At 29.8% G+C, this 15,893-nt stretch carries 16 protein-coding genes; 10 read left to right on the top strand and 6 right to left on the bottom strand.

Features of this window, described 5'->3' with window-relative positions; all coding sequences use genetic code 11:
- Positions 1 to 160 precede the first annotated feature (160 nt).
- From COJ46_RS18185 to COJ46_RS18195, 3 genes are all read left to right on the top strand, one after another.
- The gene (locus COJ46_RS18185; protein ID WP_098566170.1) at positions 161 to 1,207 is read left to right on the top strand and encodes a BMP family lipoprotein; all 1,047 of its coding nucleotides are present in this window, start codon (positions 161 to 163) and stop codon (positions 1,205 to 1,207) included.
- A gap of 171 nt (positions 1,208 to 1,378) precedes the next feature.
- Complete coding sequence (locus COJ46_RS18190; protein WP_088072957.1) at positions 1,379 to 1,564, top strand: twin-arginine translocase TatA/TatE family subunit; 186 nt, start codon at positions 1,379 to 1,381, stop codon at positions 1,562 to 1,564.
- 224 nt (positions 1,565 to 1,788) lie between these two features.
- Entirely contained in the window at positions 1,789 to 2,631 is an 843-nt protein-coding gene (locus tag COJ46_RS18195) for a DegV family protein (RefSeq protein WP_097979334.1), read from the top strand.
- Between the two features lie 45 nt (positions 2,632 to 2,676).
- Here COJ46_RS18195 and COJ46_RS18200 read toward each other — a convergent pair whose 3' ends face one another.
- Positions 2,677 to 3,630, bottom strand: coding sequence for an MBL fold metallo-hydrolase (locus COJ46_RS18200; RefSeq protein ID WP_097979333.1), 954 nt, complete (start codon positions 3,628 to 3,630; stop codon positions 2,677 to 2,679).
- 171 nt (positions 3,631 to 3,801) lie between these two features.
- Between COJ46_RS18200 and COJ46_RS18205 the strand changes: the two genes are divergently transcribed.
- Positions 3,802 to 4,386, top strand: coding sequence for an SCO family protein (locus COJ46_RS18205; protein ID WP_097977253.1), 585 nt, complete (start codon positions 3,802 to 3,804; stop codon positions 4,384 to 4,386).
- Between the two features lie 116 nt (positions 4,387 to 4,502).
- Here the strand turns inward: COJ46_RS18205 and COJ46_RS18210 are convergent, their stop codons facing one another.
- Positions 4,503 to 4,988: an Hsp20/alpha crystallin family protein gene (locus COJ46_RS18210; protein WP_176522583.1), complete on the bottom strand. Its 486-nt coding sequence runs from the start codon at positions 4,986 to 4,988 to the stop codon at positions 4,503 to 4,505.
- Positions 4,989 to 5,142: 154 nt separating this feature from the next.
- Here COJ46_RS18210 and COJ46_RS18215 point away from each other — a divergent pair, with 154 nt between their 5' ends.
- From COJ46_RS18215 to COJ46_RS18230, 4 genes are all read left to right on the top strand, one after another.
- A complete protein-coding gene (locus COJ46_RS18215; protein ID WP_097977257.1) occupies positions 5,143 to 5,628 on the top strand; it encodes a GNAT family N-acetyltransferase in 486 nt (161 codons plus the stop codon).
- A gap of 333 nt (positions 5,629 to 5,961) precedes the next feature.
- Positions 5,962 to 7,875 (top strand): hypothetical protein, encoded by a 1,914-nt coding sequence (locus tag COJ46_RS18220; RefSeq protein ID WP_097977259.1) that lies wholly within the window; start codon positions 5,962 to 5,964, stop codon positions 7,873 to 7,875.
- Entirely contained in the window at positions 7,865 to 9,736 is a 1,872-nt protein-coding gene (locus tag COJ46_RS18225) for a hypothetical protein (protein WP_097977261.1), read from the top strand. The genes COJ46_RS18220 and COJ46_RS18225 overlap by 11 nt, the downstream gene beginning before the upstream one ends.
- A gap of 445 nt (positions 9,737 to 10,181) precedes the next feature.
- Complete coding sequence (locus COJ46_RS18230; RefSeq protein ID WP_097977262.1) at positions 10,182 to 10,739, top strand: hypothetical protein; 558 nt, start codon at positions 10,182 to 10,184, stop codon at positions 10,737 to 10,739.
- A gap of 44 nt (positions 10,740 to 10,783) precedes the next feature.
- On the opposite strand, the gene COJ46_RS18235 is transcribed toward COJ46_RS18230, so the two are convergent.
- From COJ46_RS18235 to COJ46_RS18245, 3 genes are all read right to left on the bottom strand, one after another.
- A complete protein-coding gene (locus COJ46_RS18235; RefSeq protein WP_056466342.1) occupies positions 10,784 to 10,975 on the bottom strand; it encodes a hypothetical protein in 192 nt (63 codons plus the stop codon).
- Positions 10,976 to 10,998: 23 nt separating this feature from the next.
- Positions 10,999 to 11,223, bottom strand: a complete 225-nt coding sequence (locus tag COJ46_RS18240) for a hypothetical protein (protein WP_098566172.1) — start codon at positions 11,221 to 11,223, stop codon at positions 10,999 to 11,001.
- 434 nt (positions 11,224 to 11,657) lie between these two features.
- The gene (locus COJ46_RS18245; RefSeq protein ID WP_097977264.1) at positions 11,658 to 12,119 is read right to left on the bottom strand and encodes a MerR family transcriptional regulator; all 462 of its coding nucleotides are present in this window, start codon (positions 12,117 to 12,119) and stop codon (positions 11,658 to 11,660) included.
- 494 nt (positions 12,120 to 12,613) lie between these two features.
- On the opposite strand from COJ46_RS18245, the gene COJ46_RS18250 reads away from it, so the two are divergent.
- The gene (locus tag COJ46_RS18250; protein WP_097977266.1) at positions 12,614 to 13,963 is read left to right on the top strand and encodes a hemolysin family protein; all 1,350 of its coding nucleotides are present in this window, start codon (positions 12,614 to 12,616) and stop codon (positions 13,961 to 13,963) included.
- Positions 13,964 to 14,026: 63 nt separating this feature from the next.
- Here the strand turns inward: COJ46_RS18250 and COJ46_RS18255 are convergent, their stop codons facing one another.
- A complete protein-coding gene (locus tag COJ46_RS18255; protein ID WP_097977268.1) occupies positions 14,027 to 14,416 on the bottom strand; it encodes a YueI family protein in 390 nt (129 codons plus the stop codon).
- 311 nt (positions 14,417 to 14,727) lie between these two features.
- Here COJ46_RS18255 and COJ46_RS18260 point away from each other — a divergent pair, with 311 nt between their 5' ends.
- The gene (locus COJ46_RS18260; protein ID WP_098566173.1) at positions 14,728 to 15,831 is read left to right on the top strand and encodes a sensor histidine kinase; all 1,104 of its coding nucleotides are present in this window, start codon (positions 14,728 to 14,730) and stop codon (positions 15,829 to 15,831) included.
- Positions 15,832 to 15,893 lie beyond the last annotated feature (62 nt).

The raw sequence follows: 15,893 nt of genomic DNA on the forward strand, positions 1-15,893 counted from the left end.
TTTTTTTTTGCAACGTGAAAGCAGGAGGTATATGTACTTCCTGCTTTATAAATTTTAGATCCAAATACCCTCAATTTCCTAATCCCTCTTCTTTTCAACGAATAAAACAATAATCGAAAATTCATACTAGAAATAATTGTATTCGAATGAGGTGAATGATTTGTATATAAAAAAGACTGCATTAATCTTAATTTCGATAATAGCAGTCGTCATTTCGGCTTGCAGTAATAATCAAGAGTCTAGTAATATTTTCAAAATTGGAATTGTCTCAAATTCAAACGGTAAAAATAATAGTTATGTAAACTCAATTGCTATGAAAGGTATTACTAAATTTGCAAAAGAGGAAAATTTAAAAAAAGATAAGAATTATAAATACATTACAACAAGTAGTACTAAAGGTTTTGAAAAGAAAATTACTAAACTGGCTGATGAAAATTATGATTTGATTATTGGAATAGGTAATAATTTATCTTCTGTATTGAATAAAGTTGCAGAAAACAATAAAAGTACTAAATTTGGTGTGATTGATTCAAGAGTTGATCAACCAAATGTTATTAGTATTAATTTTACTGAACAAGACGGAAGTTTTTTAGCAGGTGTAATAGCAGCAATGAAAACAAAAACAAAAAAAATTGGATTTATCGGTGGAGATGACAATGAAATTATTAACAGATATAAGTATGGATTTATTTCTGGAGTAAAATCAGTAAATAAAGAAATTGAAGTTCTAACAGCCTATTCAAATACCTTTAATGACTCTAAAATAGGTTCAAGAATAGCAAATGACTTTTTTATGAAAGACGTTGATATAATTTTTCCTGTAGCAGGTTTAACAAGTAAAGGCGTATTTACTACTGCAAAAAAGATTAGGAGATCAAATCAAAGGGAAGTATGGGTAATAGGGGCTGACCGTAATGAGTATAAACACGGTTTGCCTGAAAACGTAACTCTTATTTCACTTGTGAAAAAAATTGATCAGGCAGTATATGATTTAGCTAAACAAGCAAAATCGAATGAATTTCATGGTGGTAAAACATTAATTTATGGTTTAAATGAAGATGGTATAAAATTAATACTAGCGGATAATAATGTTGAGGACCCAATTTTAGTAAAGGTTAATGAATACAAAGATAAAATTCAAAGTGGTGCTTTAGTAGTACCTAGTAATAAAGAAGAGTATTTACAGTTTAAAGAAAAATTAATTTAATAATAAGAAATCGAACTGATAACATTATTATGTAAACTAAAACTAAATAAGTTATTAAAATTTATTAAAATTCCTTGAAATTATTTGACGAATGAACAAATTTTTGACAATATTACTATATAAGGAAAGTTTGGTACTTACTTATTAATAGTGGATGGAAGTTGGGGGAAAATAATGGCTAACATAGGCTTTCCAGGTTTAATTTTAATTTTAATTTTAGCATTAATTATATTTGGACCAAAAAAATTACCTGAAATCGGAAGAGCATTTGGTGATACACTTAGAGAATTTAAGCGTTCTACACAAGGATTAACAAATGATCTTTTAGAAGACAAAGACGAAAAGAACAACAAATAAATTAGTAAAAGACTCGGTAAAAGTACCGGGTTTTTTTTTTGAATTCAAAAGCCTCAACTTGTCCCTCTTATAACTGAAAATTCCCGTCATGTCAATATGATTTTCAAACAATTATTGAAATTTTAATGGAACTTTAATATTTACTGTTAACTTATAGTAAAAATGATATAATGAATTTGCTTTGCAAATTTTGTAGAATTTTAGAGAAGAAAGATGTGAAATGATTGGCAAACATTAAGATTGTAACTGACTCAACGGCCGACTTATTAAAAGAAGAAATTGAAAATTTAAATATAACAGTCATTCCTTTAACAATTCAAATAAATGGTGGAACATATTTAGATGGGGTTAATATATCTCCAAAGCAATTTATTGATGAAATGCAACAATCAGTTGAATTGCCAAAGACATCACAACCAGCTGTAGGAACATTTGTAGAAACATTTGAAAAATTGACAGCCGATGGAAGTAAAGTCATTTCAATTCACTTATCTAGCGGTTTAAGTGGTACTTATTCAACCGCATGTGCAGCTGCAGGGATGGTTGAAGGTGATGTAACAGTAATCGATTCAGCTTTTATTACAAGAGCGATGGCTTTTCAAGTCATTGAGGCAGCACAAATGGCTGAAGAGGGATCCACAGTTGAAGACATAGTTAACCGACTTACGGAAATTAAAAATAGTACGTATTTATATATCATGGTAGATACGCTTGAAAACTTAGTTAAAGGTGGAAGAATTGGAAAGGGTAAAGCCTTCATTGGGTCTTTACTAAATATTAAACCGATTGCATCACTTGAAGGTGGAGTTTATTCTCCAGTTGGTAAAGTGCGTAGCCACCAGCAAGTAGTAAAAACATTAACTAAATATTTTGAACAAGACACACTTGGAAAAACGATAAAAGGTGTAGGAATTGCACACGCAGATGCTACTGAGCTTGCAGAGAATCTTAGAAAATCAATACAACAGCTAACGAACCTTGAATTAGATGAAACTGATTATACAACTCCAGTAATTAGTACACATACAGGAAAAGGTGCAATTGGGTTCGTTTTTTATGCTGAATAGATTTACTATTCAACATTTCATTTTTTAACATAAGAAAGAAGAAGCTTAATAGGTAATGGCTTCTTCTTTTTTATTTCCTACGATTGAGGGACGAATTGTTTCACCAAGTAAAGAAATTTTAAGCTTTTCGGGTTTTATTTTTTTCCTTTTCCATTCAGAACATAATCGCTCTAGAGCTTCTAAAGGAGTATCATCTGCAAGTTTAAATGTTCCGTAATGCATTGGAATAAATAACTTTGCGTTTAAATCTAAAAACGCTTGAACAGCTTCTTCAGGTGACATATGGTTGTGTTTCATAAACCATTCAGGTTCATATGCTCCGATTGGAATAATTGCTGTATCAATTTTAAATCTTTTACCGATTTCTTTGAATCCTGAAAAATAAGCACTGTCACCAACGTGATATATACAGTCATTGGACGTTTTGAATACAAATCCACCCCAATGTGATTTATTTCTGTCAAATAAAGTTCTTTTCGTCCAGTGCTGAGAAGGTACAAATGAAATATTGATCCCTAAAAAGTCTTTTGACTCCCACCATTTCATTTCATGGACATTTTTATAGCCTTTACTAACAAATTTTTGTTTTAAGCCAATCGGTAAAATGAATCTTGTTTTTTTAGGGAAATGTCGCAATGTATTAAAATCCAGATGATCATAGTGACCATGTGAAATACAAATTATGTCAATTGGAGGTAATTCTGATATAAGTATTCCTGGTTCTGACAATCGTTTTTTTAAAGCCATTTGATTAGCATAAACAGGGTCAGTTAATATATTGACTCCTTTTATTTGAATTAAAAAAGTAGAGTGTCCAATCCAAGTAATTGTTGTTTTATCACGATTTTCCTTTAAAAAGGAGATTTTTTTATGACTACATTGTTGAATTACACTACTATAATCCTTTTTTGTCTTACTTCTTTCGATTCCACATTTGATAAAATCTTTAAAAGTTTTACGATAACTTGTGTCTAAATTTTCATATTTTTTATTTGCCATTATCAGTCATCCTTTCAAGATTCTTTATCAATATGTTTAGTTTAACTTTACTTTGTAAAAATATCATTTGAAAAATTTTAAATATATATGTTAATTAGTTTAAATTATTAGAAAGAAACGATCTGTTTTTGATACAATGGACAAGTACAATGCTTGCGTAGGGGGATAAGTATGAAGAGAAATACGGTATTTGTGACATTTATAATGATTTTATGTCTGGCATTATTAAGTGGCTGTGGAAATAAAATTAATAATCCTTTAAATTGGGATTTAGAAAAATTTACATACACTAACCAGGACGGTAAAACTTTTGGGACAAAAGATTTAAAAGGAAAAGTATGGCTAACAGATTTTATATTTACAAGTTGTGAAACAGTTTGTCCGCCAATGACAGCAAATATGGCAAAACTTCAACAAAAGGCTGCAGAGAAGAAATTGAATGTTAACTTCATCTCATTTAGTATTGATCCTGAAGTTGATACGCCACAATTATTAACGACATTCGCAAATAAATTTAATGCTGATTTTAGTAATTGGAATTTCTTAACGGGATATTCTCAAAAACACATTGAAAAATTTGCATCTGAAAACTTTAAAACGATTGTTAAAAAACCTGAAAACAATTCACAAGTTATCCATGGTACTAAATTTTATTTAATTGATCAAAACGGAAAAATCGTTAAAGATTATAGTGGTGTAAGTAATGTACCATTTAATGAGATTTTATCTGATATTGAAACTTTGACAGGGAAATAAAGCTTGCTCTTTAAGGAAAAAGATTTTTCTATTTATTTAATAAAAAACTGAGTTTCTAAAAGATACTCAGTTTTTTATTTGAATTTAGTTAATTGTGTTGTCTGCAGTGTGAATTTTTAGTCTAAAAAGATTTGTTTTTGGTATTCAGGTGATTTTGTACCTTTTATGACAAGCATACCGTTTTCGTATGTTGCAGTAGCTGTTGTTGCATTAATTGGGTAAGGTAATTTTACGACTCTTTGAGATTGGCTATAAGAATATTTTTTATAGGAGTAATTTGATTGATCGTTTTGTACTTCAGTTGTCGTATCAGTTTTTAAGCCAATTGTTAGGATTGTTCCTTCAAGGTCCATATAAATTTGTTCTTTACTTACACCTGGCATACTTGCCTGAATGATTAATTCCTCACCGTTTTCAATAATCTCTACACCGATTGAGGAAAAAACTCCATGTTTATGAAAGAATTTATCAATCTCATCAAAAAGACCTCTAATAGGCGACTGATCTATTAGATCATCCACCTTTTTTAAATAATGTTGAAGATCAATAGATGAATGACTTTGTTTTTCATCTTGAGCGTTGTTTTTTTCTTTTTCACTCATATTCATACCTCCTATCATTCCGACTAACGCAGTATATGTATGGAGCCTAAACACTGTGCATGTTTAGATATAATGTTTTTTTATGCGAATATTGAAAATCAATTTTTGTCATGTACAATGGATGGAAAGATAAAACGTGAGAAGAGGAAGAAGAATGGAAATACTGTTTGCAACAAAAGAAGAGGTACTAGAAATTGTAACAATATATAATGATGCAATTCTAAACACGACAGCAACATTTGATATGAAAATAAAAACAGAAGAAGAAATGCAAAAATGGTTTGCCAACCATAACGAGCTTTACCCTGTAATTGTTTCGAAAGAAAATGGTCAAGTAACTGGATATTGTTCACTTACACAGTTTAAGGAAAAAGATGCATATAAACATACGGTTGAACTATCTGTCTATATTCATCCAGATCATCGTCGAAAAGGACTAGCGAAGGCATTAATGACTGAGATGATTGAAATTGCCAAAAAATTAGGTCACTTTACAATTATTTCTTGTATTACTAGCGGAAATGAAGTGAGCGAAAGATTACATGAGAAGTTAGGATATAAAAAGGTAGGTCATTTTTATAAAGTAGGCCAGAAATTTAATCAATGGCTGGATATTGTATATTATCAATTAATGCTATAACCGAAATACAAAACTTTAAAAGAATATCGGCAATAAGAAACACTCAATTTTACCTGGCAGTCAGCTTGTAGATAAAGTACTAAATGCTTGCATATCAAACTAATTGCATGCGCCAGTCTCTCGCAGCGCGAAGCCTGGTGAGGAGCGGAATTACCTTAGACGAAAAATGGGCACTCAGATAGGCGAAGTAACGAAGAAAACGAGCGTCTGGCGGGTAGTTTAACACTCAGGTTTACCTGGGTGTTTTTATTTGTAAAAAGGCCGTATTATTCATAATTTCTATACTATGAACGTAAAATGTAGGAGAAATGTCGGAAAGTGGGGGAAATGACTTTGAAATTAAAACGCGCATTGACCCAGAAATTAGCCAAAAAAATTCACAACTTTTTATTCCTTGGAAAAATTGTTACAGAAAGAGTAGTGGACCAAGAGAAGCAGAGCTTACTTTTCTATGAAGATGAAGATCATATTCGTTTTTATGTAGAGTGCTTATCTCCAATTCCATCAAAGCTTAAAGCTAGTTTTTCAACTCAAGATGTTTTGTTTGTGGGGACAACTGCAAATAAAAATAATGAAAGTAAAATAAAACCACTAATTAAAAGTAAGAAAAAAGATGACATAATTGAAGGATTAAAAAAGATTTTTGATTCTAAATTAGTCATGTTTCGTCTTGAATACGCAAATGAAGTAGTCACAGCAGATTTAGTTGAGTTTTTTGATGGAAAACGGGATACATCTTACCATCTACTGCCTGTCATTGAACTTAGGGGAGAGGGAAAGCGTGAAGAGGTCGAAAACCGACTTATAAAAGGTTCTTTGCCAATTCATCTGCCAAAATATTTTAATGACTTTGATCAACCTGAATTTGTCTTTTATGAAAATAGATTATATGGCAATTTATTTTTAAAATCGATGATGAATGATATTAGTTATTTAGAAAAACAAAATGAAGTTACATTTCAAGATTATGATGAAGATGAACTTAAAAAGTCCTTTATTCATTTAAATCATTTAATTTATTTTATTCCCGAAAAACAGTGGGAAGAGTTGTGTAAAAACTTTAAAAAAGAATGCAAAGAACTAATTTATACGCAAGAATTTACTGAGAAACAAGCTTTTCCAATTGAATGGAGTAATGATACTGAAAATGCTTTTATTGAACGATTTTACCAAAATTGTTTGCAGCAAGGCTTGTTATACGAAAAAAAAGATATTATTAATTTTCATATATGTTGTAAATTTCAGGCTCTAACTATTTTAGGTGGTGTAAGTGGCACTGGGAAATCTCAATTAGCACGTATTTATGGCGAAACTTTGGGGCTTGAATTTGGTAAGGAGTTATTATTTGTTCCAATTTCACCATCTTATCGCGAACATTATGATTTATTAGGTTATTTAAATCCGACTACTGGGATTTATATAGACTCTGAGACTGGATTAACGAAATTACTGATTGAGGCTGAACAATTTCCACATAGGATGTATATGGTGATCTTTGATGAAATGAATCTTTCTCAAATTGAACATTGGTTTAGTAAATTTCTATCAATTTTAGAAATGCCTCAGGATAAGAGAGTGATTACTCTTTTCCATGATCATAACGTAGTTATTAATCAATATTATAAGCCTAAAGTAAGAATCGGTAATAATATAATTTTTGTTGGAACCGTTAACTTTGATGAAACTTCAAGTGAGTTTTCTTTAAGACTGTTAGATCGTGTAAATATAATCTCACTTAGATCAACTTCATTCGTAAATTATGCAGAAAAGATGAATAATGAAAATATTTATGAAACTGTACCACAAATATATATTAATGCAGAAAACTATAGTAATTGGACAAAGAAAACTTTAAGTGCATCTGAGCTGACAAGTGATGAATTAAAGTTTTTTGATGAGTTTAATAAAATAGTTGAACATTCACTAAGTGAGCGAATCATCTCTCCACGTATGATTAAAGATTTATCAAATTATTTAGCAAACATACCTACTCTTCCTTCCCATATTCAATTCGAACGAAAAGAAGCGATCGATCTCTTTGTTAAGCAACGCGTATTAACGAAAGTTAGGGGATTATTTGCTAATTTAGAAGAATTAATTGGTACAGGTGAAGGGAACGAGCAGGAAGGGCTACTAAATATGGTTATGAAATCTAATTTAGGTAGATCAATTTCTGACTTTGAGTATTCTATTAAAGAATTGAAAAAGAAAAGAAAGCAGCTGGAGATTGATGGATATGTCAACTAATAATAGTCCAGAAATTTTTGAGCCACTTTATCTCCCATTTACGATTGCAATTCTTGTCGGAACTAGGGGGAAAGAGGAAAAAATATCTCTTGATGCACTTACAATGAACCCAAAAGAGGCTTACTTATTTGCCTATGAAATACAAGAATTAAAAAGATTTTTATTTCAAGTCGATGGTGAATTTGACGGTAAAATTACGTTCGTTTGGAATAACCTTTATCATTTTCAACAAGAAAACCTGGATGATCAGCAGTTTATTTTTACTTCAGAAAAAAGAAAAATATTAATATACGAACATGGTAAAACCGAGAATGCTTATCCTTGGAGATGCGGATATTATGAATTTTGTATTATTTATCAAGAACAACAATTTTATGGAATGATAAAAATAGTACCAAAAAATTTAGATTATGATCAATTAGAGTGGATGCATTCAACATTAAATCAACAAATAAATGGAATAATGAATGACTCGCAATACTTTAAAAAATCTTCAGCTTCATTTACTCAAAATGGAACAATGTATTTTTGGCCGATTATTCGATTTATCGAGTCAAATGAAGAAAGACTACTAGTTGCAATCCAGCAGTTTATAAGTAAATTGAAGCGGAAACAAAAAAAGGAATATGAATTAAAAAGGCAGGTAAAAAAATTAGATTTTAATACAATTAGATGGACTTTATTGCATCCAGCCATTTCAAATGCAACTAATTTAACAATGCAACCAGTTGTTCAAGAAGAAAATTATATCGATGAGATAAAATATGCTAAAAATAAAGTTCGTAAATTTCTACTTACAATTGAAACATTACTAACCTTTGTAAAATATGAATTAGTAAAAGACAAAAATAAAATGGATCAAATCGATTTTCAAGTGAAGGATATAGAAAAAATGATGCAAAATGTAGTTGGAAACGGCTCAATTACTGATCGAGAAAAAGCTAAATATAGACAGTCAAAAATGTTAAAAGAGCTAGAATTAGAAAAATTAACGAAAAGTGTTTCAGAAAAAGAACGAATTACAAATTCTTTGGAGAAACTTTATGAAGTCTATTTTAGAGAATATACAATTGGAATCTTTCGTATAGCGACGGGTACTGATACTTCAAAATATCCAACTAGTCCATCGAAAGTATTTTTAAATTTTATTCATTCCTTAAGCTTGTTTGATAAAAAAGTAAAGGAATACGGGAAAAAACAAATGCTTTTACCTGTATATAAGCCAACTTTTTTACTATATGAATACTTTGTCTTTTTCTCATTATGCGATATTTTCTTAAAGTTAAAATTTAAAAATGATTCTGAACCATTAGCTGAACAGATTTTAATGCATATAAAAGACGATGAGTTAATGGATGGAGCATTTGTGTCTCTTGAAAATAAAAGTTGGATCATTAATTTAGTTTATAACGAAATTATCGAGGGAAGTCCGCAAGTATCACTGTTAAAAGGAACAAACTTTTTTAGTGGTGAAGAGTCGAAAAAACCGGATATAAGACTAGATTTTTATCGGAAAAATAATAAAGAATACGTTGCTTCGATCATTTTTGAAATTAAATATAGTCCAATGTTTAATATTTATCAACCAGTAGGGAATACAAAGGCAATGGAACAAATGTATAAATACTGGGGACTAAAGTATGTTGAACGTGTTAATGGAAAAATGACCTATGTGCGTAAACCGATCAACGAAGTGATTTGTTTATATCCGGGTAGTAATGTTCATCGTAAAGTTCTTGAAGCGGGTTGTGGCACTTATATTCAGTTTTATCCTAAGAAAAAGGGCGAGGATTTTTATGAACTAGTAGGTGAAAGAGAGTTAGTAGAAATAATAAACAGAACACTTGAAGAACTTAAATAATCCCAAAAATACTTTGCGGTTCGATTGTAATAGTAACTGAATTTAGAAAGCCAATAAAACAAAATTAATGTGCCCTTTACCAATAGATGGCATAGGGCATAATTTTTTTATTCGAAGATGTTTTTTGACATTTTAATACATTGTTTATATGATAAATTACGAAATAATACTTCGGTTGAAAACTTACAATATCGTATTAATCTATACTAGAAAACTAATTATGAGATAATTTTGATTTCACAAATTATACATAATTAGATATGTAAGCGTTGCCAAAAGCTAAATTTTACCATACAATAGAGCCATATATAAACAGGCCAATAAAATATTTTTTTAACAAAATAACTAAATAGAATTAAAGAGACAATATTAAAATTTGGTATAAACGTTGGTTTATAGACGTAAGATAAGAATATTTATATAGGAATTATAGGGGTGAGTGAGAGTGTTTCGTGTTATTCATACAAAAGAAGAGAATAATTTATTTAACGAGCTTTGGGGAGATTTTTGTGAAGAAAACGAAATACCTTTCTTAGTAAGAAGTAATGAAGTTACTCGTTATGGAATTTGTAATCCGGATAAAAAGTTAATTGGTACCCTCGAATTTAGTAAATTTAATATTGAAAATGAGGATCAAAATAAATATTATTATAATTTTTCCGAAAACAAATATATTAAATATATTCAAAATGAAGAAATCTATGAAATTGGTAAATTATTAATTACAAGGGAAAATAGAGGTAAAGGATTTTTTAAGCAAATTTTACTTGCGTGTTATGATCATGCCAATCAGACGAACGCTGATTGGTATATTGGTACAATAAATAAAAGACTATATATGTTTGCTAGAAGTGCAGGGTTTAAAATTTTACCGATTGATGAATATTTTGAAATTAGTGATGATATTATTGCTGTACCATTTTTGTTGGATATTAAGCATGCTATTAAGTTATTAAAATACTCAGATGAATTTAAAGAAATATTAATGTATTATGATAAGTAAGTACGAAAAACTCAGGGATTAACCTGAGTTTTTCAATTTCCATACTATTCTTGTTCAAGAATACCTGCTGCCTGGTTCGTTTGATTATAAGCTGTTTGACAAGCTTGAAGCGCTTGCTCAATTCTTTCGTGGTTTTGTGGTTTTTCAACGGTTTCTAATGCAGATTGAAGACATTCAATTGCGTGTTTAAGTTCAGTAGTAGCATCCTGAGTATATTGTCGCGCATTTTTTTGCATGGAAATTCCTCCTTTCATAAAATTTATTTTTGACCAACATTCATTTTAGTATGTAAAAAAAACGTAGAAGAAAATTCTTCTACGTTTTCATGCTGTTGAAAAACAACATTGTCAATTAAATTCCCAAATTTTCGTAAAAGGAGTAGAGTGATGTTGATTTCCATTGCAGGATGCTCGCTTTCCATGGGGCGAGATTCTTTCGCCTCCTCGGCAAGCCTGTGGGGTCTCAGCCTTCCCGCTAATCCCATAGGAGTCGAGCATCCCTCCATTCCAATCAACTTATTCATCAAAAAATGTCTGCGATAACCCCTAATCAAATAGCCTTTACTTAGAGTAATCTAACTGTGGTATATTAATCAGATTGTAGATCAATTAATATTGAACATATATTAAATTAAACAATCGAATTTGTTTTCAAAAAAAGCTCATAATATTTTTAACTTCTAAAAAAAAATCATTTCTAGTGTTATTGAAATAATGAAACTGCTCAAACATATTAACATTTAAAACCATTTAAAGATCAAAAAATGCTTATTTTATCATTATAAAATGTTCACTTAAAGTCCGTTTTCCCTATTGACGATTTTATATTTCAACACTCTGAAAACGTAGATGAAAATTCTTCTACGTTTTTAAATGCACACCAAACATTGCATGCTTCATTACCTCGTAAGGCTTTGTTTTATCCGAATATCGATAAAATTGCGAATCGTTTTTTCGGTTTAAATGTAATAATCTTTTTCTGATCCTCTAAATCCGCTTTTAATAAGGCCACTTGTTCATTTAATTGTTCAACTTGATTTTCAAGTTGAACAACTACTTTCTTTAAATCTTCAATTTCACATCGATGTTCCAAAATTTGTACTGAAACGACTTCATTTGCTTTTGTTTCAACTTTTTCTTCAAGTTTTATTAATTTTTGAGTTAATTCTTTAATAATGTCATTCTGATCAGTTTCATTTTGTTTTGGTTCAATCGTTTGCATCGAAGCTTCATAAATTTCTTTAATTTGTTCGATTTGTTCCTCAGTAAATAAATATCCATTATGAGTTTTCTCTACTTTTAAATTTCCTTTTTTTAAAAAAAACAATACTTTTTTATTTGTTAATTGCAGTTGTTCTGCCACTTGAGAAGTTGTATACATACGCTATTCCTCCTCCAAATAATTTATATATTAAAAATTCTTTATTAAATTGCACATTCCTTTGAGGTTGACAAAACTAGTGTTGACTCGGCAAAAGTTCTTAAAATACTTAGAATAAATAGGATCTAAACATTTAAAATGGCTGAAAATGTAAACTTAATTACTTTTGTATTGATTTTTATCGAAACTCGGTTAATTACGGTGTTTTTAGCAAAATATTCTACTAATTTTAGAATATAAAGTAGATAAATAGCATATAATGCAAGACACCTGATTGGAGAAGGAAAATAGAAATAAGGTAAAGAATGGTAATAAGGAGAAGTCATATTGAGTGTTAAAACAGGAAATCCAAAACCTTTCTAAAATCATTTCGATCCTGATTTAAGAATGCCTAAAAAAAAATTTTGATAACAAATTATTTAACTGAATATACTAAGATAAGCCTAATTAAAAAATATTAATTATGAAGATAGCCTTCACTTCCAATTGGAGGGATGACTCAATTGTTTGGAATTGGTACTAAGTTATTATTAGTTGTTGTATTAATTGCATTTACTGCCTTTTTTGTTGCATCAGAATTTGCAATCGTAAAAATTAGAAGTTCTAGAATTGATCAGTTAATTGGCGAGGGAAATAAAAAAGCGAGAGCTGTAAAACGAGTAATAACGCATCTCGATGAATATCTTTCAGCTTGTCAACTTGGTATTACCGTTACAAGTTTAGGTTTAGGTTGGTTAGGTGAACCGGCTGTCGATGAATTATTGCATCCATTACTTGACGATTTGCATTTACCTACTGCAGTAAGTGGCACAATCTCTTTTTTACTAGCCTTTGGAATTATTACATTTATTCATGTTGTAGTTGGTGAATTAGCTCCTAAAACAATCGCTATTCAAAAGGCTGAACAGATTACATTAACGTTTTCTCCAGCTTTGATTCTTTTTTACAAGATTACCTATCCGTTCATTTGGTTGTTTAATAATTCAGCAAGGATGGTCTTAAAAATATTTGGACTTCCTCCTGCTTCAGAACATGAAGTTGCTCATTCAGAGGAGGAATTAAGAATTCTACTTTCTGAAAGCTATAAAAGTGGTGAAATTAATCAATCTGAATTTAAGTATGTGAACAATATATTTGATTTCAATATGCGAGTAGCAAAAGAAATTATGGTTCCTCGAACGGAAATGGTTGCAATTGATTTACGTGAAGCTTTTCATGAGAATATTCACTTTATGAGTACAGAAAAATATACGCGTTTTCCTGTTGTAGATGGAGATAAGGACCATGTCGTTGGTTTAATAAATTTTAAAGATGTTTTTACTGATTTTGTTCTTCATAAAGGGGAAGCAGAGGTAAAAACACTTGAACAATATATTAGACCAATCATTCAAGTTATTGAATCAATATCAGTTCATGATTTACTTGTTAAAATGCAAAGAGAACATATACATATGTCGATATTAGTTGATGAGTACGGAGGTACTTCTGGCTTAGTAACAGTTGAAGATATTTTAGAAGAAATTGTTGGGGAAATTCGAGATGAGTTTGACGTTGATGAGAAAGAGGATATAAGTAAAGTAAGCGATAATAAATTCATCATTGCAGGTAAAGTTTTAATTGGTGAAATTAATGATGTTTTTAGCTTAGACATTGATGATACAGATGTTGATACAATTGGTGGGTGGATTTTAACTGAAAATTTTGATGTGCAAGAAGGAGATTCGATTAAATATCATAACTGTACATTTAAAGTGCTTAGGTTAGACGGACATTATATAAAATCAATTGAATTAACACGGGAACCGATAAAAAAACCTGAACTTGAAGAAGAAAGCGCAACTTAAATTGTAAAAACAATTGAGCTGCGCTTTTATACACATTATAAGAAATTTCACATGCCGAACTAGTTAGAAATTAGTTGATTTATAAAGCTCATCTTTAATAAATATTTCATTTTTATCAATTGCGTCATTATGCGTAACGACAAGCCCGATCGGAGTAGGGACGGGTAAATTATTGACTAGTGAAAAGGGAATATTTTTTTTCTTTGCCATTAAAAGATATTTTGAAATTGTATTATATGGCAGTGTACCATTTAATAATAAAGTAACATTTTTTATATTGATTGATTTTTCAACGATTGGATAAATTGAATTTGCCATCACTTGACTTGTAGTTAACGCAATTTCAATTCTTTCGCGAATAGTTCCTAAAAAAATATTTCGTTCTTCAATTTTTATTTGCTTTTCGCCATAGATACCTTTAATTAAATAATCTTCAACATTATTTCCAGCCATTAAAATACCTACCTTCAGTTTATTAATTTAATTGTATCTAACTTTATTCTATTCTACACACCATATTATTGACATTTTTGTATACTTTTAGTTTTATTATTACTAGAACTAGTGACAATCGTAAAAGTTCAGGTGCTGAATGAAATGAAAGAAATATTCATAAATTTAATTTACAATTTAACAGAATATTGTAAAAAATATTACTTTGTCGTAATAAATTCGACAAATTTTTATTTTTTTACTTAACGAATATTTAAAAATTTGTTACTATTTAATTAATAGATTTTTTATTGGAGGTGTTCCTTATTGATATGTCAATAGAGAGTAGGTATAGCACTTTCATAAAGGAAAGTATGCCTACATTAACAAAGAATTGGGTCGCTCAAGCGGTAATAAGCGATAATGATCCATTTAAACCCGAGATTATCATTAATGGAACTAGATTGATTGACTTTACATTATTATTTATTGAGGGCAAAATAAATGAAGATCAAGTTAAGGATTTGGCACATAAAATAGCCCTTGAACGAGCTAAAGCAAGTGCTAACATCGGAGATTTTGTGTATAACTCAAATATAGGTAGAAGTGAACTATTTAAACATTTGTCAGAATTTGAAGAAAGTATTAGTCTACTTCAGCCACTCATTAATAAAATTAATTATGTTTTTGACCAATTTATTTATTTTACTGTAAAGCAGTATTCATATCTCATTACACAAGATATTGAAGAGAAAAAACAATTTATTGATGAGACTCACAAAGAGAGACTTACAATCTTAGGACAAATGTCTGCTAGTTTCGTTCATGAATTCAGAAATCCACTTACTTCAATTATTGGATTTGTAAAATTACTTAAAGGAGATCATCCACAATTAAAATATTTAGACATCATAGATCATGAATTGCATCAATTAAATTTTAGAATTGATCAATTTCTTCATGTCTCGAAAAAGGATCATGATCAGATAGTGGAATCCTTTTTAATTAATGATTTATTTAAAGAAATCACTGAATTCTTATATCCAAGTATTGTAAATTCGAATGTCATTTTACAAGAAGGAATATCTCAAAAAATATACATACCAGGTTTCAGAAATGAACTACGTCAAGTTTTACTTAATATATTAATGAATTCAATCGATGCCTTGGCTGAAAACGATGGTCAAAAAACGATTCATTATCAAGTTTCAGATTTAGAGCATAAGATTGAAATTCAAATAAGAAATAATGGACCTAAAATTAGTGAAGAAAGCATACGGACAATTTTTGAACCATTTGTTACGACAAAAAATCATGGTACTGGAATTGGCTTATTTGTATGTAAACAAATCATTGAAAAACATGATGGCAATATTAAATGTTTTTCTGATGATGAATGGACAGCATTTTACATAACGTTGCCTAAAGAGGCATAAAAAAACTCGGATGATAAGTCCGAGTTTTTTATTTTGTATAAAAGTTACTTTTCTTATGAACC

The organism is Bacillus sp. AFS077874 (assembly GCF_002566505.1).
GTDB lineage: Bacteria > Bacillota > Bacilli > Bacillales > Bacillaceae_G > Gottfriedia.

Excerpts from the sequence above, each read along its gene's own strand:
- COJ46_RS18240 (WP_098566172.1), bottom strand. The coding sequence starts at position 11,223 with ATGGGATTAGCGGGAAGGCTGAGACCCCACAGGCTTGCCGAGGAGGCG.
- COJ46_RS18250 (WP_097977266.1), top strand. The coding sequence starts at position 12,614 with ATGACTCAATTGTTTGGAATTGGTACTAAGTTATTATTAGTTGTTGTA.
- COJ46_RS18205 (WP_097977253.1), top strand. The coding sequence starts at position 3,802 with ATGAAGAGAAATACGGTATTTGTGACATTTATAATGATTTTATGTCTG.
- COJ46_RS18235 (WP_056466342.1), bottom strand. The coding sequence starts at position 10,975 with ATGCAAAAAAATGCGCGACAATATACTCAGGATGCTACTACTGAACTT.
- COJ46_RS18215 (WP_097977257.1), top strand. The coding sequence starts at position 5,143 with ATGGAAATACTGTTTGCAACAAAAGAAGAGGTACTAGAAATTGTAACA.
- COJ46_RS18245 (WP_097977264.1), bottom strand. The coding sequence starts at position 12,119 with ATGTATACAACTTCTCAAGTGGCAGAACAACTGCAATTAACAAATAAA.
- COJ46_RS18260 (WP_098566173.1), top strand. The coding sequence starts at position 14,728 with ATGTCAATAGAGAGTAGGTATAGCACTTTCATAAAGGAAAGTATGCCT.
- COJ46_RS18225 (WP_097977261.1), top strand. The coding sequence starts at position 7,865 with ATGTCAACTAATAATAGTCCAGAAATTTTTGAGCCACTTTATCTCCCA.
- COJ46_RS18210 (WP_176522583.1), bottom strand. The coding sequence starts at position 4,988 with ATGAGTGAAAAAGAAAAAAACAACGCTCAAGATGAAAAACAAAGTCAT.
- COJ46_RS18200 (WP_097979333.1), bottom strand. The coding sequence starts at position 3,630 with ATGGCAAATAAAAAATATGAAAATTTAGACACAAGTTATCGTAAAACT.
- COJ46_RS18255 (WP_097977268.1), bottom strand. The coding sequence starts at position 14,416 with ATGGCTGGAAATAATGTTGAAGATTATTTAATTAAAGGTATCTATGGC.